Here is a 16676-nt window from a genome sequence, read left to right as displayed (position 1 = left end):
ATCCCGGCAAGGCCAGCGAAGCGAAGCTGCCTGCTGATCCGCTAGGGGCTGAGCGCTGCTGTTGGGTTACGGCCTTCGGCCTAACCCAACCTACCGGTGCTGGTAGTGGCATTCGTAGGTTGGGTTAGCGCAGCGTAACCCAACACGGGTCCGGTTCGGGAGGATTCGTGGGTGCTGTTGGGTTACGGCCTTCGGCCTCACCCAACCTACCGGTGCTGGTAGTGGCATTCGTAGGTTGGGTTAGCGCAGCGTAACCCAACATGGGTCAAGGCTCGCTAAGTTGTGGCGGCAACGTGTGCGGGAGAATCGGTGACCTGCGCCATCTTCGGCTCTGGAAACTGAAGTACCCCATCATTGATGGGTTCGCGCAGCAGGACCTTGCGATCGGCCAGATAGTCCTGGTGAACGAGCCAGGGCGGCCGGTCTCCCTGTTTGGGGAGTTCCTGCACGGCGCGTTGCACGTAGCCCGAGGTGAAATCAATAAGCGGACGGGTTTCCATCACTTCGGTGGGGTGTGGTGGCAGAGCGATGGACTTGTTGATGGAGTCCAGGTGATTGATCAGCCGGCAGAGATAAATGGCTGCCAAATCCGCTTTCAAGGTCCAGGAGGCCATGGTGTAACCGAACACCAGCACAAAGTTGGGAACGCCGCTGAACATAACGCCTTTGTAGCTGAGGGTATCGCCGAAGCGGATTGGCTGACCATCCACCTTCACGTCCACCTCGCCGCCGGTGACCAGTTTCAGGCCGGTGGCAGTGACGATGATGTCCGCTTCGAGGGTTTTCCCCGATTTGAGTTGAATCCCCGTGCTCGTGAAGCGCTCGATATGATCGGTTTCCACCGAGGCTTTGCCTGACTGAATGGCCTCGAAAAAATCGCCATCCGGTGCCAGACAGATGCGCTGATCCCAGGGCTTGTAGCTTGGGGTGAAATGGCGCATGTCATAGCCTTCGGGAAGACGTTTGCGCGCCCACTTCTGCAGCAGCTTTGCCGTGCTCTCCGGTTTGCTGCGGGCACGATGGTTGAAGTAGCGCCCGAGGAGAATATTCTTCCAGCGGGTGAACCCATAGGACACTCCCTCCGAAACATTCCGGCGCAGGAAGTTGGCAATGCGATCCTTGCCGGGTCGCGCCACCACATAGGAGGGTGAGCGCTGCAGCATGGTGACATGGGCAGCCTGCTTGCTCATTTCTGGCACCAGGGTGATGGCGGTGGCGCCACTGCCGATAATCACCACTCGCTTGTTACGGTAGTCCAGATCCTGAGGCCAGAACTGGGGGTGGACGATGGGCCCGTGGAAATCCTCCTGTCCTTCGAAGCGCGGTGCGTAGCCCTGCTGGTAGCTGTAGTAGCCCGAACCCATGAAGAGAAACCGGCATTCGAACTCCACTTCCGTGCCATCGCGCCTTCGGGCCACAACCGACCAGAGCGCCCGCTCACTGGACCACTGGGCGGATATGACTGTGTGTCCCAGGCGCAGCCGGGAGGTGATGCCATACTCGTCCGCCGTTTCCTTGATGTATTTTTTGATGGACGGTCCATCGGCAATGGCTTTTGCGTCGCTCCAGGGTTTGAAACTGAATCCCAGTGTATGCATGTCGCTATCGGAGCGAATGCCGGGATAGCGGAACAGGTCCCAGGTTCCGCCCAGGTCTTCCCGGGCTTCCAGAACCACGTAGCTTTTTTCGGCGCACTTCATGCCCATGTGGGCAGCGGCGCCGATGCCCGAGAGCCCGCCTCCCACGATAACGACATCAACAGTCTGTTTTTCCATGATCTTCGCTGTGTTTTCCGGTTTGATCTACCAATCTAAGCGCAGGGACAAAAGAGTCCAAGTGTTTTCTTTGCAAAGTTTTGCCAAGGTACGGAGGGGTAAACGCGAGTTTCCCCGTGTTGGATGCGGACTGTCGGGTCAAAGATCTGGTGGGCTAAAAAAACCGGAGTGTCGTGAGATCAACCGTAAAAACCCTGTAAAAACCAGCGCCGGTTTTTAAGGTCCCGGAATACCCAGCAATAGCAGCCATTTTTATGGCGGGCGATAAAGTAGTCCCGCTGGCTGCGTTGTTGCCACCAGTGGCTGTCGATGCGTTGTGGTCCATACACCAGACGCAAGGGACCCGTGCTCTGGTTGGGCGCGCCGATGGGAATCGGAGTCTGATTCAGCCACAAAGGCAATTGGGTCTGGGAGTCGGAGTTCCGCGGCGGCTCGCGCAACCGCAGATCCTCGATGGCCTGGTGGTTGAGATCGCTGACCACCTGCTGAAAATCAGGTAAATGCTCGTTGCCCATGCTGATGGTCTTGAGTCCTTCGCTGCCCAGCCGGGTCAGCAGTTTGTCCAGCAGCTGCTGATAATCCTTGAGCTGGTTGCTGGGGTTGGACAGTTCGGGAAACAGGTCGCCGCTGCTGGCGTTAGCAGGCTTGAAGCATTGGCTGGTCAGGGTCAGCAGTTCAAGTGGCGCCTTGAGCTGATATTGCTCCAGTTTCAGCCTGCTCAGACTCAGCAGACTTTGCAGGTTATTGTTGGCTGGCGAAGTGTGGATCAGTAATTTGTCGGCGCCTTGTTTGAAATCCCCTTGCTTGAAATAGTAAAAACCCCATTCCAGTTCCTGAGTGTACAACTGATGCTGGTGCATGAAGCGCAAAAGACGAGATAGCAGTTCTTCGAGGGGCTGGTGGACTTCGTCGATGCGGGTCAGACCGTTGGCGAAATCCAGTTGCTCTGCAAAGATGTGCGCCGGTTTGAGGTCGGAGCTGACTGTGGCTTCTTCGCCGGTAACGTCCGCCAGCAATTTCAGCAGATCCCGGCCGAACCGCTTGCCCAGCTCGGCCCGCGGCAGGGCCAGTAAATCCCCCAGGGTGTTCAGCCCCATGTTCAGCAGCTGTTGCCGTTTTTTCAGTGGCAGATCCAGATAGGTCAGGGGCAGGGGCTCGAGTCGGGGCAGCCAGAAGTCGGCTTCCGCCGGAGCAAATTCATTCAAATCCCCAAGGGGCGGGGGCGTGCCGGTGTCGGTGTAAAAGTGGCTGAGCATCCAGGCCGCTTCCCGGGTGTGGGCCAGCCCCTTGGTGAACCCATATCCCTTCTGGCTCAGGCCCCGCTCGATTTGCTGCAAGAGGCGGCTGAGCCCCTTGAAAAGAGTCAGACTGCCGCCGACCTCCAGCAGCACTGAAAAATCCTTGTAGCTCTGGACTGTGGGGGTGAACTGGTAGCACCACTGGCTCAGGTGCTCCAGGGTGTCCGCCTCCCGGTCTGTCCGGCGTTCAACAATTTTGATCTCCGGCTGCAGCGCATAAGCGGTGGCGACTCGCATAGAGGGCTTGATGCCGGCCTGACGCGCCGAAGGGCTGACGAAAGCGATGCGCTGCTTTTCCGCCACAGCAGCCAGTGCTTCCCCAAGACGCAGTTGGTCCAGGGGCAGACCGTGGAAATACAGACAGAGCCATAAAGGGGGCTGCTTGCGGTCGCGGGGCGCGGCCATCTTATCCCCGGCGGCGGGAGAGGGGGACGACCCGGCTGTTCAGGGTGCCCTCGTTGGGGGAATCCACCGGTGGCAGGGGGCGATTGAACTGGGCCATGGGCAAGGGCAGTTGCTCGGGGTTCAGCTTTTGGAGCTGACTCAAATCAGGTTGCAGGGTGATCGCCAGGCTTTGCCCGCTCCAGCCGCCGCGCTGCTTGAGGATGTCCACCTGCAGCAAACCCTGCGCCCCCGGATTCAACTGGATTCGCAGCGCCGAAGGCGAAGGCTGTCGCTGGGCCCGGGTGGCGCGAAAGAGTGTGTGCCAGCACTGGCCCTGGTGTGCGGCCTGCTGCAGGCGTCGCAGCTGTTGAGTGCTGAGCTCCGTTCCCATGGCCCAGGTCAGTACCGCGCCACAGCATCCGGATTGGAGGCACTGTTCGGCGGCCCAGAGCAGGTCTTTGGGGGACTGGGGCGTGACGACCAGCACACCCTCGGGGTTGATGGAATGCTGAATCAGGGCAGCGGCATAGGGCAGGTGGGGCGGCGCAATAAATGCCAGCCACGGGCGCAGACGCTGAGCCTGCCGCAGGCCGGGCAATACCAGGCGCAGCTCGCCAATTCCCGGCTGGGGCAGAAGCAGTTCCGTGGTGGCATTGTCGGGCCACCCGCTATCGTGGAGCTGTGCGTCCAGCTCCGAATAGCCGGTGGCCAGCACCGATTTGAGACGGCGCACACGGGAAGCCTGCCAGACATTGGGCAGCTCCAGAAGCTGTTCAAGTTTGGTGTTCATAGCCATAACTGCAGCCATCCAACGGATGGGTAAGAGATACTGGTTCGATATACAGTAGTATAGAGTCGCCAGCTCTCGGTCGCCAGTGCCGAGTGGCCATGAAGCAAAAGAGGTACCCCAGGAAACCGCGCGACGCGCGGCGGCGGGGCGGTCAGCAGGTCAGGAAGCCCGGCTCCCGCCGGGCAGGCGTCGGGGCAGCGATTTGCGCCCCAGCTTACACAGTCAGCTCAATCCCAGGCTCAGGTCCCCAGCATTGAGCGCAGCATCCAGGCTGTCTTCTCATGGACGCGCATGCGGTCAGACACCAGCGCGACCGTGGATTCATCGTCTGCATCCTGGGCGGTTTTCAAAACCTGACGGCAGGTCTGGACCACTGCTTCGTGCCCGTGGGTCAGGATCTCGAGCATTTTTTCCGCGGCGGGAACTCCCTCCACCTCCTTGATGGAGCTCAGCTCCGCGAAGGCCTTGTAAGTGCCTGGCGCGTGCACGTCCAAAGTGCGAATGCGCTCTGCAACGTCATCCACGGCCGTGGCCAGCTCGGTGTAATGCTCCTCGAACATCAGGTGCAGTTGTCGGAACAGCGGCCCGGTCACGTTCCAGTGGAAGTTGTGAGTCTGCAGATACAACGTGTAGGAATCCGCCAGCAAACGCTTGAGGCCTTCTGCCACGGCTTCCCTTTGTTCTTTATCCATACCCATTTTGTCGATGGCACTCATAGATCTACTCCTTGCTTCAGGTTGGCGACTGCTCCAGCCGCCGGCGACCGGTCGGCTGGAGCAGGGATGTTCGGCTCGCGAATCGAGCTTGCAAGTGCTTGATGAACGGACTTTTTCCACAGGCTGCCAATTCTCGAAGCGCCGTCCAAAAAGCCTCACTTTGTCGACCACTGGCCGGCAGTGGGAGTTCATGCCCCGCGCCATGACTCGCCACGGACACTAATCATCCTAGTGCTCCATGGTGCGTAGCTAAAATCTATTAAGGCTATCGGAGTGATAGATTGTTTTTGGGGATAAGAATGATTATTATTTCTGTCAATATCTGCACAGCGACTTGAAGACTGTACTGAAGGATTCACCGGAGGCTTTCATGGCCAAGACAATCAGCTTCGCAATCATGCACTTTACCATTGCCTTTACGGTCGCCTATCTGCTGACCGGCAGTGTGATTGTGGGTGGCGCGGTGGCCCTGGTGGAACCCGCCATTAACACGCTCGCCTTCTACTTCCACGAGCGATTCTGGAATCGGCGCGCGGCCCGGGGCGCCGCCGGGCAGCTTCAGTCAGCCGCCGGCTAATTTCACCTTGTAGCCCATCTGTTCCAGTTTGCCTTGTAAAAGGCTGCGGTGGTCGCCCTGGATTTCGATCACGTGTTCCTTGACGCTACCGCCGGTCCCGCACACCTGCTTGAGTTTTTTAGCCAGCGCCTTGAGCTCCGTCCCGGCCAGGGGCAGGCCCGAGATGGTGGTGACACCCTTGCCCTTGCGCCCCTTGGTCTCCAGCCTCAAGCGGATGATTCCATCGCCCTCGGGGATGACCTCCTGGGGTTGATCGTCTTTGATCCGGCCCTGGTCGGTGGAATACACCAGTCTTGAATTCTTGCTCATCGATTCCTCTTAGCGGCCCGCTACCTTTTCGGCCGCCGTTCGCATGTCCTGGACATCGATCAGACGCTGCTCGAGCTCTGCGGAAATGCGGGTGTCCTCTTCCGCCAGTCGCAGGGCGTTGCGCAACTGGCGCTCCGCGTGGTCGTAGATCCCGTTGAGAATGTAGTATTCGGCTCGCGCACGGTGGACCCCCAGAATATTGCCCGCCAGGCCGTGAACCTCGGCGAGCAAATACCACGCATACTCCTGTTCGGGACGCATGCGAACATAGCGCTGCAGTAGATCCTGGGCGAATTTGTATTCGCTCGCGGCCATCAGGGTTTCCGCAAACTGAATGTTGATTGCGTGGTCTTCCGGGTATTGTTTGAGCAATTTGTTCAGCAGGTTGAGCGCGGGTCGGTAGTCTTTTTCCTTGGTGTCGACCGCAGCCTGTGCCAGCAGGTAAATGGGTTTGTCCGGCTCCCCGTCCAGCAGTGTCTGCAGCTCGTTTCGCGCCTCTTCGGTCTGACCGGTTTCTGTAAGAGCCAGGACCAGCCCGTATCGACTGCCCGACTCGGACAGCGTTCGACCTTGCAATTCGCTGCGAAAGCGCTTCACTGCGTCGTGAGGAGTCGTGGAATACTTGAGTTTGACCCGCGCCGCCACCAGGTGAAAGTCCAGATTCTCCGCGTATTCACCCTTATCGAAGCCCATGGCTCGCGAGCGCGCATCGGCGATCCGCCGCTCTGTCACCGGGTGGGTGGAGAGAAACTCGGGAGGGCGCCGGGAATAACGCTGGTCGCGCAGCATGACTTCAAACATCTCGCCTGCCGCTTCCGGGTCACGGCCCGATTTGGCGAGCGTCTGGATTCCCACGCGATCCGCCTCCTGCTCGAACGAGCGGGTAAAACGCAGGCGCGAATCGATTGCGGCCGCCTGGGTGGCGGTAATGGCGGCCATTCCCGCGTCGGCTCCACCGGCGGCAGCCAGGGCAATGCCGGCCAGGATCCCCGCCAGGGTCGGCAGAGTGGCGTTTTGCTGGGCGATCATCTGTCGGGCGATGTGACGCTGGCTCAGGTGCGCCAATTCGTGAGCGATGATGGCGGCTAGCTGATCTTCCGATTCGGCGGTGAGAAAAATACCGGTATTGACGCCCATCACCCGGCCCGGCGCCGCGAAGGCGTTGATCTCGGGGCTTTCGATCACCAGCAGGTCAAAGCTTTTTTCGTCCAGTTCGCTGTGAGCCGCAATGTCTGTGATTAGTTGTTCCAGATAGCCGTAAATGACCGGATCCGACGACGTGGGCATCTGGGCGCGGTAGGCTTTCAGAACCTGCTGGCCCAGTTCATATTCCGCTTGAGGAGAAATGACCGCTGAGCTAGCATCCCCCAGCACGGGGACTTCCACGTCAGCGCTCCATGTGGATACCGCCGGAACGCTGAAGAGCGCCAGCAAAACGAGCCTCACAGCGCACGGTGCGATGCGCTTCCTTGCAGTGGCTGGGTGTGTGGCGGTACAAAGATGGTCGAACACGGATGATTTCCCGGCTGTTTGCGGTCGGCACTTCTTCGACATCATACCGCTTCCGTTGCTCGCCGCGAAACGCGGTGGCGTGAGGGATGTCCCGCTCCGGGTATGAAGTCGCCCTTGTGTGAGGCCCTGTTTCGTCCTGTTCGAGGCTCCCGTCCACGAAAAGGTTCCAGCCGCCGCCCGGCCCGGGGGGCTGTTCCAGGTTGTTGAGGAATGTACATGTCAGATAATCTGCCCATCGCCAGCACCGTCGATGCCACAGGACTCAACTGCCCACTGCCACTGCTCAAGGCCAAGCAGGGCCTGAAACAGCTATCCGCCGGCCAGTGTCTCAAGGTCATCGCTACAGACCCGGGCTCGGTGCGCGACTTCCAGGTATTTTCCGAACTCAGCGGCAATAAGCTGCTCCATTCCGGCGAGCAGGGTGGAAGCTACTGCTACATCTTGCAGAAGGTGTAAAGCCCGCTACAGGCTCTGGCTTCCGAGGTGTAGACCCGCATGTACAGCATTGTAAGAAACTGGATCAACCGCTATTTCGCCGAGGAAGAAGCGGTTCTCCTGATCCTGATGATCATCGCCGCTGTTGTGGTTCTCATGACCATGGGCGACATTCTCGCCCCTCTCATTGCCAGTGTGGTCATAGCCTTTCTGATGCAGGGCATGGTTATCCGGCTCAAGGGCTGGGGCGTGCCGCATCTGGCATCGGTCAGTATTGCCACGGTGGTTCTGATTGGCAGCATGGCCCTGTTGCTGCTGGTGCTGCTGCCGGGGCTCTGGCAGCAGACAGTCCGTCTGATCGGAGAAATCCCCGCATTGCTGGAAGGCTGGCGCGATTTGCTGTTGCTGCTGCCGCAAAAATACCCGAACTGGGTCAGTGAGGCCCAGGTGGAACAGTTGATCAACCTGGCCGCGACCCGCCTGGGCGCCATGGGGCAGAACATCGTCTCCTTCTCCATCGCGAAGTTGCCGGTTCTGCTGGCGGTGGCGGTGTACATCGTCCTGGTGCCCATCCTGGTGTTTTTCTTCCTCAAGGATGGCCAGCAGGTGTTGCGCTGGCTGTCGAGCTTTTTGCCCAACGAACGTCCGGTGATGACCCAGATCTGGCTGGAAATGAATCTGCAAATTGCCAACTACGTACGCGGCAAGGTAATCGAGATTCTCATTGTGGCCGGCGTCAGTTACCTGGCTTTTGTGCTGCTCGGCCTGAATTACGCGCTGTTGCTGGCGCTGGCGGTGGGCTTTTCGGTGCTCATTCCGTACATCGGTGCCACGGTGGTGACACTGCCCATCGCCATGATCGCCTTTTTTCAGTGGGGGTGGTCGTCGGAATTTCTCACAGTTCTGATCGTGTACGGCGTTATTCAGATGCTGGACGGAAACGTGCTGGTTCCGCTGCTGTTTTCCGAAGCGGTTAACCTGCATCCCATCGCCATTATTTTCGCCGTTCTCTTTTTTGGTGGCATCTGGGGCTTCTGGGGTGTGTTCTTCGCCATTCCCCTGGCCACCCTGATCAAGGCAATCATCAACGCCTGGCCCACCGGCGAAAGAGTGATGGCCTATACCCACACCGAAACGCCAAGCAGTACCACTGAGGACAGGGAAGCATCCTGAGCCTGTTGCTGCCGTTCTGGTGATACAAATGATGTGCGTAGGGCGTGATTTGGTTGTAGAATCCCGTTCCGCGCACCCGCGAAACCCCGCGGTCATTGCCGAAGTCGACCATTTTGCAATAAGATGGTCGCGCAATAACGCCTATTCCACTATCTACGGCGAAAAATAAAAAACGGATCGGCCGCATGCACCTATGCGGCCTGTCCCTGGTGACCCGTTCCGAATCGCGGAGCGGGTGCATGCCGGACTTAATCCCTGGCCCGGCTTATCTGAGACAGAGCTATCACCGAACTCAAAAGGTTGGGGGTCGCACTTGCAGTACAAAAAAAACGCGAATGCCGACGCTTGTGCCCTTGCCCGCTCCGGGCTGGGAACACAGGACCGCCAGCCCCTACCTCTTCCAATACCGTTCCCCAGATTCGATCCGGCGTCCTCCCGCAGAATGGAACAGATTTTTCATCTGTCCGGATTTCGCCGGTGCGTACCTTTCGCAACTTCGTTCAACACGGCATTCACGCCGCAGTACTGTGTAGGAGAACCGCATGCAGCAAGAGGACATTGATCCGCTCGAAACGAAAGAATGGTTGGATGCGATGTACGCTGTCATCCGCCACTCAGGCAAAGAGCGTGCGGCCTACCTGATCAAGGAACTGGCGAATCGCGCGATTGCCGCCGAAGTGGAGATGCCGGCGGCGATCACCACGCCGTTTCGAAATTCCATTCCATTCCACAGCGAAAAGCGCATGCCCGGAGATCTGTTCATGGAGCGGCGAATCCGCTCCCTGATTCGCTGGAATGCGCTGGCCATGGTTATTCGCGCCAATGACAATAAAGAAGGCCTGGGCGGGCATATCGCCAGTTTTTCCTCCGCGGCGACACTCTACGATGTGGGCTTCAATTACTTCTTCAAAGGCAATGATGCGGAAACCCAGGGTGACCTGATCTACTTTCAGGGCCACAGCGCGCCGGGTTTCTATGCGCGATCCTTTCTCGAGGGCAGGCTGACCGAAGAGCAGCTGGACAGCTTCCGCCGCGAAGTGGATGGCAATGGGCTGTCGTCCTACCCGCACCCCTGGCTGATGCCCAAGTACTGGCAGTTCCCCACCGTGTCCATGGGGCTTGGTCCCATTCAGGCCATTTACCAGGCCCACTTCATGCGCTACATGTCCGCGCGGGAACTGGTGCCACGGGATGATCGCCACGTATGGGCCTTCCTGGGGGACGGGGAATGTGATGAGCCCGAAACCCTGGGCGCTATTTCCATGGCCGGGCGCGAACAACTGGAAAATCTTATTTTTGTTGTTAACTGCAACCTGCAGCGTCTCGACGGCCCGGTGCGCGGTAATGGCAAGATTATCCAGGAGTTGGAGGGAATCTTCCGCGGCGCAGGCTGGAACGTGATCAAGGTCGTCTGGGGGCGCCTCTGGGACCCCTTGTTCGAGAAGGACAAAACCGGTTTGCTGCAAAAGCGCATGGACGAAGTGGTCGATGGCGAGTTGCAGAACTACAAGGCCAATGGCGGCGCCTACACCCGTGAGCATTTCTTCGGTCGTTATCCCGAGCTCCTGGAACTGGTCAAGGACCTGAGCGACGAGGACATCATGTACCTCAACCGTGGCGGCCACGATCCTTTCAAAGTCTACGCGGCCTATGCAGCGGCGGTGGAGCACAAGGGGCAGCCGACAGTGATACTTGCGCACACCGTAAAAGGTTACGGTATGGGCGCCTCGGGCGAGGCCACCAACGAAACCCACTCCGTGAAGAAGCTGGACGTGGAAGACCTGAAACGATTCAGGGACCGTTTCGGTGTTCCCATAACCGACGACGAGCTCAAAAACGTTCCTTACTATCGCCCGCCGTCCGACTCGCCGGAAATCGAATACATGAAAAAGCGCCGCGCAGAATTAGGAGGCCCGATTCCCGCCCGGCGCAGCGACTTCGAGGCATTGGAAACGCCGCCTCTGGATGCGTTCAAGGCGCAGTTGAAATCCACGGGTGAGCGCAGCATTTCAACCACCATGGCATTTGTCCGTATTCTGGCCACCCTGGCCAAGGACAAGAAGATCGGTAAGCGCGTGGTTCCCATCGTGCCTGATGAGGCGCGTACGTTCGGCATGGAGGGGATGTTCCGGCAGCTCGGCATCTATTCTTCGGCGGGGCAGAAGTACACGCCCCACGATGCGGACCAGATCATGTACTACAAGGAGGACAAGAAGGGGCAGATCCTGGAGGAAGGGATCAACGAAGCGGGCTCCATGTCGGCCTGGCTTGTTGCCGCCACGGCATACAGCAATTACTCGTGCCCCATGGTTCCTTTCTACATTTTCTATTCCATGTTCGGATTCCAGCGCATTGGTGATCTGGCCTGGGCCGCGGGTGACAGTCAGGCCCGGGGTTTCCTGATCGGCGCAACCGCCGGCCGGACGACGCTCAACGGGGAAGGCTTGCAGCATCAGGATGGTCACAGTCACATCCTCGCGAACACCATTCCCAATTGTCGAACCTATGATCCCACCTATGCCTATGAATTGGCGGTGATCATCCAGAACGGTCTGGAGCGGATGTACGGGAAGAAGGAAAACTGCTTCTACTACATCACCACCATGAACGAAAACTACGCCCATCCGGAAATGCCCAAGGGCGCTGAAGAGGGCATTATCAAGGGCATGTACCTGCTGCGCGGATGCGACGTGAAGTCCACCAAGCTGGTGCAGTTGATGGGCAGCGGCACCATCCTCCGGGAGGCGGAAGCGGCCGCGGAGATTCTGCGCGACGATTATCAGGTGATGTCGGAAATCTGGAGCGTGACCAGCGCCAACGAACTGGCCCGGGAAGGACAGAGTGTGCACCGATGGAATCTCATGCACCCGAACCAGAAGCCGCGGCTCAGTTATATCGAGCAGCAGCTCGAAGGCCATGAAGGCCCGGTGGTCGCCGCCTCCGACTACGTGAAAACCTACTTCGAGCAGCTGCGTGCCTTTGTTCCAAGACACTACACGGTGCTCGGCACCGACGGTTTTGGCCGCAGTGATACGCGCGCGAAGCTGCGTCAGTTCTTTGAGGTGGATCGCCACTACATCGTCGTCGCCGCGCTGAAAGCTCTGGCGGATGAAGGCAAGGTCGAGGTTGCCAAGGTGACGGAGGCCATGAACAGATTCGGTATCGATCCGGAGAAGCGCGACCCGGTTACCCTGTAGATACGGGGGTAAGCAATGAATCTGATGAGCCGATCGTAAATCTGAATCAAGGAACCAATCTGTGTCCAAGCAAACCGTAAAAGTCCCCGATATCGGCACCGACGAAGCGGCAGAAGTTGCGGAAGTTCTGGTGTCGGAAGGCGATGTAATCGAAGCCGAGCAGTCCATCATTGTGCTGGAAACCGATAAAGCCTCGGTTGAAGTCCCCAGCAGTACCGCTGGCAAGGTGGTGTCCGTACTGGTAAAGGAAGGCGACCAACTGAAGACCGGCTCGGCGGTTCTGGAGGTGGAGACCGAATCGGGCAGCGCGGAAGAAGCAGCTTCCGCTCCGGCCGCGGCGGAGCAGGGCGAGCCGTCGGAAGGGGCCAAGGAGCCTGCCGAAACAAGCGAAAAGCCCAGTCCCAAGGGGCAGGAGCCGTCCAGCACTGAATCCCCGCAAGAGCCGGCCGAGCAGGCTCAGGACATCCAGGTGGCCGTTCCCGACATCGGCGGGGCGGAAGACGTGGAAGTGGTGGAGTTGAGCGTGTCGGTTGGGGACGAGGTGGAGGAAGGCGATTCACTGATTGTCCTGGAAACCGACAAGGCCTCCATGGAGGTTCCATCCCCCTCCGCCGGCAAAGTCGTAAAGTTGTTGGTAGGGGAAGGTGACAAGGTCAAACAGGGAAATCAGATCGCCGTTCTGCAAACGGCGGGTGGACCTGCGCCAGCGGCCGCCAGGACCGAAGAGGCCGAGGTGAAAGACAAGCCCGCACCCGAAAAGCGAGCCCCGGCACCAAAGGCGGAAGCCCCCCAGCCCCAGGCTGCGCCGCAGGCACCTCAACCGCCCGTCACATTGCCCTCGGGTGTGGACACCGAGGGAAGCAAGGTTTACGCAGGTCCGGCGGTACGCAAACTCGCTCGCCAGCTCGGCATCGACCTCGCCAAGGTAAAACCCAGCGGCCCGCGCAACCGTCATACGCGGGAGGATGTGCGCGCCTACGTCCGCGATATTGTCAGTGGCGGCGGTACCGGCACTGGCATTCCGCAGGTTCCGGCTGTGGACTTCTCCAAGTTTGGAGAGGTCAAGCGGACAAAAATGAGCAAGATCAAGCGCTCAACCGCGGCCAATATGCACCGTGCCTGGCTGAACGTTCCCCATGTCACCCAGTTTGATGATGCCGATATCACCGACCTGGAAGCCTATCGCAAGGAGCAGAAAGCCGAAGGGGAAAAACGCGGCACCAAACTGACGCCGCTTCCTTTCTTGCTCAAGGCCTGTGCCCTGACTCTGCAGGAAGAGCCTTCATTCAACGTCTCCATGGATCCTGATGGCGAGCACATCATCGAGAAGAGCTATGTGCATATCGGCATGGCGGTGGATACCCCCAACGGGCTGATGGTGCCGGTGATCCGGGATGTGGATCAAAAAGACATCTGGGAACTGGCGGAGGAAAGCATCGCACTTGCGACAAAAGCGCGGGAGGGCAAGCTGTCACCCAAGGACATGCAGGGTGGATGCTTCTCCATCTCGAGCCTGGGCGCCATTGGCGGACAGGGGTTTACGCCGGTGGTGAATACGCCCGAGGTGGGTATCCTCGGAGTATCCAAGGCCGGCATCAAGCCCTGGTGGGACGGCAAGAACTTTGTGCCGCATACCTTTCTGCCCCTGTCTCTGTCCTACGATCACCGGGCGGTGAACGGCGCGGACGCGGGGCGCTTCCTGACTCACCTGGTCAATTTGCTGGGTAATCACAAGGAATGGGTGTAGGCGCCGGGTGTCAGAACACGCCGGCCTCAAGGCCGGCGGCCATGGTCATTCCCAGGTTCTTCCAGTCTTCGAGAAAGCGGTCGCTGAACTCCCCCTGAGAAATGAGCGGCTCCTGAATGGCCCGCCAACGCAAGCCCGTGATGATGCGTTCCATGGCAGTGCGCGTGCCGGAGCCGTCCAGCCCTGCGCGGATGGCGATGGTGTAGGGCAGTCCCTCGGTCTTTTCCAGGCAGGGATAGTAGACGCGATCAAAAAAATCCTTCATGGCGCCACTCATATAGCCGAAGTTTTCGGTGGTTCCCAGGAGAATGGCGTCCGCCCAGAGCACGTCTTCCGCATCTGCTTTCAAAGGCTCCCGCACCCGAACCTCCACGTTTTCGATGTCCGGGTGCGATGCACCCTCAACAAGCGCGTCCCGCAATCGCTGTGTATTGGGTGATGGGCAGTGAACGTTGATCAGAAGTTTGGCCATGACTACTGCTCGCTATCCCTGAGGCGAATGATTTCCTTGATCGGGCAGACTTCGGCCCGCCCGCCGGGGCCGCGGACCACGATGTCATCGAAGCGGGTGACGCCGCCCGCGGTGCTGGTGAACCCGATACTGAAGGCCCCCTGTAAATCCAGGCAGGGGGTCAGAAAACTCACCAGATAGTTCTCCTTCCCGCGCCCGGTCAGGATGACGTGGTAACGGTCCACGTAGCGCCACCCGTCGATGCGGTAGTCGCGAATGGAGTCCACCGTTCTGTCCTCCGTAAGGTTCATGTCCGTGAGCGTCCGTTCGACCGACTCTTCATTCGGCGGCGTCTGTGCGCACGACACGAGCGCCGCAGAGAGAATCAGTAACAGAGTGACCATTACTGTTTTGTCGCGCATGAATCACCTCCTTCGTTTCCTGAGTGTTGTGACCGCATGTAAACCATGCTATTCCAGCGGATCGCGCACCAGAGTCTGAAACATGGACCTGGCTCGATGAAACGGCAGGGCGGGATAATGGTTGTCCTGGAGGTAGTGGATCAGCTTCAGGGTGCGAAAGCCGTCAAACCAATGGGCGATGTGCTGTCGACGGTGTACCGGGCTGTGAACTTCTCTTTCCAGGTGATCCAGAAGCTTCCCGATCTGCAGCGCCTGGCAGGCATCGCGCAAATGGGATGACAGCCCGGCAAGCCAGTGTTCGCTCCCCGAAGGCTGCCGCTCCAGCCCGCCAAAGCTGTGCAGCAAAGTTTTGAGCTCTGCAAAAACCCGCGGATCGTAGCTGTGAAACTGGTCCGGAGATCCCAGTGCCAGAATCTTCTCCACCGCCGGGCCCGTGCCAAACGGGACGCGACTGGACTGCCGGGCCGCTATGGTAATGGGTGCACCATGAACCGAGAAGACCCGGCAGAGTTTGGCGAGTTTGTTCAACAGATAGAAATCTTCGCCTCCCGCCCGGCGGGGAAAGCCCCGCGCCTGGCAGTAGTGCTGCAACGAAACGGCAACGCAACTGCCGATGGTATGAAACGCATAAGGAGAACCGGCCCAGCGGAGTCCGTCCACATAATAGTGGAGTGATTCCTCGTAGAGCCGGGTCGCACATCCCAGGGCATCGTCGCCGGCGATGTGACGAAAGGGATAGACAGCGGCACTGGCCGGCGGCAGCTCCGCAGTTTGCTGAAAGTAGTCCGCGGGCAGAGTCGCGTCCGCATCACTGTTGTGGATGAAGCGCGCCCCTAGGATGCCGAGGCGGAACAGCTCGACGGCGAGATCGTTGCCGATCTTGCGGGCCAGACCCACGCCCTGTTTCAGCGGTATGCGCAGCCCCGGGGAATAACGATCCACCACCAGCAGCGCTGATTGGTTCTGCCATTGGATCAGTGTCAGCGGATCAACTCGCCAGGCCGCGGTGCCGCTTTCCAGCGCGGCGTTCCGCAGAGCCAGGCTGGCCCCCTGGTCCTGATCGCACTCTTGATCGTTCTCTTGATCGTTCGCGGGCTGATTGATTACCAGGATGACCAGTGTGCGTCCGCTCTCCTGCGCAAGCGCCTGGAGACCCTCGAGAAACAGTGCCCCCTCCTTGTACGCAGGCACCACCAGAGCGTTACTGAAGCGATGGTGGCGCGGGAAGGTCCCGAGTTGGCGCTGCTCGGCTTCCGCGTAGTGCCGGCAGTATTTCTCCAGAGCGCGGGCAACCACCATGAATCAATGCAGGGCAGGTCGAATGGGAAGGTCGGCAACAATTGCCGCCTCTTCAATGAGAAGCGCGTCCAACCGTTCCGTGACCGCGGCGGAGGGAAAGTAGGTGGTGGCCAACTGCACGAACAAATCGGTATGGCGGGATTCGGACTGCCCGATCCGGGTGTAAAAACGCTGCAGGCCCGGATCCGGGATTGCCTCCGCGACGAGGGTGAAACGTTCGCATCCGCGCGCCTCGATGATGCCGCCCAGCAACAGGCGGTCCATCAGGTAGTGTTCGCTTCCGGTGCGTATCAGCCGACGGAGCCGGTTGACGTAAGGATCTTTTTCGTCGGCAGCCAACTGGATGCCCCGTTGCTGCATCAGACGAAGGACTTCACGAAAATGTGTAGTTTCCTCAACGGCGAGGTCCGCCATGGCGGCGACCAGTTCCGGCCGGTCCGGATAGTGGGACAGCATGGACATCGCCATACCCGCGGCTTTTTTTTCGGCGGCGGCGTGGTCCACCAGAAAGCGATCAAAGTCGCGAAGCACTGCAGCGATCCACTCGTCGCCGGTTTCAAGTCGCAATTCAATCATAAGGAGATGAAGGGA

General features: G+C 59.2%; 15 protein-coding genes. 5 read left to right on the top strand and 10 right to left on the bottom strand.

The window, feature by feature from the left end; translation table 11 throughout:
- Nucleotides 1–275: 275 nt before the first annotated feature.
- From ACURWW_RS07665 to ACURWW_RS07650, 4 genes are all read right to left on the bottom strand, one after another.
- A complete protein-coding gene (locus tag ACURWW_RS07665; RefSeq protein ID WP_445616215.1) occupies nucleotides 276–1775 on the bottom strand; it encodes a flavin-containing monooxygenase in 1500 nt (499 codons plus the stop codon).
- A gap of 179 nt (nucleotides 1776–1954) precedes the next feature.
- Nucleotides 1955–3478 (bottom strand): Y-family DNA polymerase, encoded by a 1524-nt coding sequence (locus ACURWW_RS07660; RefSeq protein ID WP_445616214.1) that lies wholly within the window; start codon nucleotides 3476–3478, stop codon nucleotides 1955–1957.
- Nucleotide 3479: 1 nt separating this feature from the next.
- Complete coding sequence (imuA, locus tag ACURWW_RS07655; RefSeq protein WP_445616213.1) at nucleotides 3480–4247, bottom strand: translesion DNA synthesis-associated protein ImuA; 768 nt, start codon at nucleotides 4245–4247, stop codon at nucleotides 3480–3482.
- 239 nt (nucleotides 4248–4486) lie between these two features.
- Complete coding sequence (locus tag ACURWW_RS07650) at nucleotides 4487–4963, bottom strand: Dps family protein (RefSeq protein ID WP_445616212.1); 477 nt, start codon at nucleotides 4961–4963, stop codon at nucleotides 4487–4489.
- Nucleotides 4964–5333: 370 nt separating this feature from the next.
- Here ACURWW_RS07650 and ACURWW_RS07645 point away from each other — a divergent pair, with 370 nt between their 5' ends.
- On the top strand, nucleotides 5334–5540 hold the full coding sequence (locus ACURWW_RS07645; protein WP_445616211.1) for a DUF2061 domain-containing protein: 207 nt from the start codon (nucleotides 5334–5336) through the stop codon (nucleotides 5538–5540).
- On the opposite strand, the gene yciH is transcribed toward ACURWW_RS07645, so the two are convergent.
- Nucleotides 5526–5849 (bottom strand): stress response translation initiation inhibitor YciH, encoded by a 324-nt coding sequence (yciH, locus tag ACURWW_RS07640; protein WP_445616210.1) that lies wholly within the window; start codon nucleotides 5847–5849, stop codon nucleotides 5526–5528. The two genes, ACURWW_RS07645 and yciH, sit on opposite strands and share 15 nt — an antisense overlap.
- Before the next feature lie 9 nt (nucleotides 5850–5858).
- On the bottom strand, nucleotides 5859–7235 hold the full coding sequence (locus ACURWW_RS07635) for a M48 family metalloprotease (protein ID WP_445616209.1): 1377 nt from the start codon (nucleotides 7233–7235) through the stop codon (nucleotides 5859–5861).
- Between the two features lie 342 nt (nucleotides 7236–7577).
- Between ACURWW_RS07635 and ACURWW_RS07630 the strand changes: the two genes are divergently transcribed.
- The 4 genes from ACURWW_RS07630 (at nucleotide 7578) to aceF (ending at nucleotide 13913) form a co-directional block, all read left to right on the top strand.
- Nucleotides 7578–7817: a sulfurtransferase TusA family protein gene (locus ACURWW_RS07630; RefSeq protein WP_445616208.1), complete on the top strand. Its 240-nt coding sequence runs from the start codon at nucleotides 7578–7580 to the stop codon at nucleotides 7815–7817.
- Between the two features lie 39 nt (nucleotides 7818–7856).
- Entirely contained in the window at nucleotides 7857–8969 is a 1113-nt protein-coding gene (locus ACURWW_RS07625; RefSeq protein ID WP_445616207.1) for an AI-2E family transporter, read from the top strand.
- A 542-nt stretch (nucleotides 8970–9511) separates the two neighbouring features.
- A complete protein-coding gene (aceE, locus tag ACURWW_RS07620) occupies nucleotides 9512–12166 on the top strand; it encodes a pyruvate dehydrogenase (acetyl-transferring), homodimeric type (protein WP_445616206.1) in 2655 nt (884 codons plus the stop codon).
- 61 nt (nucleotides 12167–12227) lie between these two features.
- On the top strand, nucleotides 12228–13913 hold the full coding sequence (gene aceF, locus ACURWW_RS07615; protein ID WP_445616205.1) for a dihydrolipoyllysine-residue acetyltransferase: 1686 nt from the start codon (nucleotides 12228–12230) through the stop codon (nucleotides 13911–13913).
- Nucleotides 13914–13923: 10 nt separating this feature from the next.
- Here aceF and ACURWW_RS07610 read toward each other — a convergent pair whose 3' ends face one another.
- Genes ACURWW_RS07610 through ACURWW_RS07595 form a run of 4 tightly spaced genes read right to left on the bottom strand, consistent with a single transcriptional unit; the run spans nucleotide 13924 to nucleotide 16661 of the window.
- On the bottom strand, nucleotides 13924–14385 hold the full coding sequence (locus tag ACURWW_RS07610; protein ID WP_445616204.1) for a flavodoxin family protein: 462 nt from the start codon (nucleotides 14383–14385) through the stop codon (nucleotides 13924–13926).
- A 2-nt stretch (nucleotides 14386–14387) separates the two neighbouring features.
- Nucleotides 14388–14786, bottom strand: a complete 399-nt coding sequence (locus ACURWW_RS07605; RefSeq protein ID WP_445616203.1) for a DUF6491 family protein — start codon at nucleotides 14784–14786, stop codon at nucleotides 14388–14390.
- A 48-nt stretch (nucleotides 14787–14834) separates the two neighbouring features.
- Nucleotides 14835–16085 (bottom strand): hypothetical protein, encoded by a 1251-nt coding sequence (locus ACURWW_RS07600; protein ID WP_445616202.1) that lies wholly within the window; start codon nucleotides 16083–16085, stop codon nucleotides 14835–14837.
- Between the two features lie 3 nt (nucleotides 16086–16088).
- On the bottom strand, nucleotides 16089–16661 hold the full coding sequence (locus tag ACURWW_RS07595) for a tRNA-(ms[2]io[6]A)-hydroxylase (RefSeq protein ID WP_445616201.1): 573 nt from the start codon (nucleotides 16659–16661) through the stop codon (nucleotides 16089–16091).
- Nucleotides 16662–16676 lie beyond the last annotated feature (15 nt).

Source organism: Gilvimarinus sp. F26214L (genome assembly GCF_054401055.1).
Note: the sequence above shows the minus strand (reverse complement) of the source record. Positions and strands in the feature narration are given on the sequence as shown.

Coding starts and splice junctions, on each gene's coding strand:
- ACURWW_RS07665 (WP_445616215.1), bottom strand. CDS start 1,775: ATGGAAAAACAGACTGTTGATGTCGTTATCGTGGGAGGCGGGCTCTCG.
- ACURWW_RS07660 (WP_445616214.1), bottom strand. CDS start 3,478: ATGGCCGCGCCCCGCGACCGCAAGCAGCCCCCTTTATGGCTCTGTCTG.
- imuA (WP_445616213.1), bottom strand. CDS start 4,247: ATGAACACCAAACTTGAACAGCTTCTGGAGCTGCCCAATGTCTGGCAG.
- ACURWW_RS07650 (WP_445616212.1), bottom strand. CDS start 4,963: ATGAGTGCCATCGACAAAATGGGTATGGATAAAGAACAAAGGGAAGCC.
- ACURWW_RS07645 (WP_445616211.1), top strand. CDS start 5,334: ATGGCCAAGACAATCAGCTTCGCAATCATGCACTTTACCATTGCCTTT.
- yciH (WP_445616210.1), bottom strand. CDS start 5,849: ATGAGCAAGAATTCAAGACTGGTGTATTCCACCGACCAGGGCCGGATC.
- ACURWW_RS07630 (WP_445616208.1), top strand. CDS start 7,578: ATGTCAGATAATCTGCCCATCGCCAGCACCGTCGATGCCACAGGACTC.
- ACURWW_RS07625 (WP_445616207.1), top strand. CDS start 7,857: ATGTACAGCATTGTAAGAAACTGGATCAACCGCTATTTCGCCGAGGAA.
- aceE (WP_445616206.1), top strand. CDS start 9,512: ATGCAGCAAGAGGACATTGATCCGCTCGAAACGAAAGAATGGTTGGAT.
- ACURWW_RS07610 (WP_445616204.1), bottom strand. CDS start 14,385: ATGGCCAAACTTCTGATCAACGTTCACTGCCCATCACCCAATACACAG.
- ACURWW_RS07605 (WP_445616203.1), bottom strand. CDS start 14,786: ATGCGCGACAAAACAGTAATGGTCACTCTGTTACTGATTCTCTCTGCG.
- ACURWW_RS07600 (WP_445616202.1), bottom strand. CDS start 16,085: ATGGTGGTTGCCCGCGCTCTGGAGAAATACTGCCGGCACTACGCGGAA.
- ACURWW_RS07595 (WP_445616201.1), bottom strand. CDS start 16,661: ATGATTGAATTGCGACTTGAAACCGGCGACGAGTGGATCGCTGCAGTG.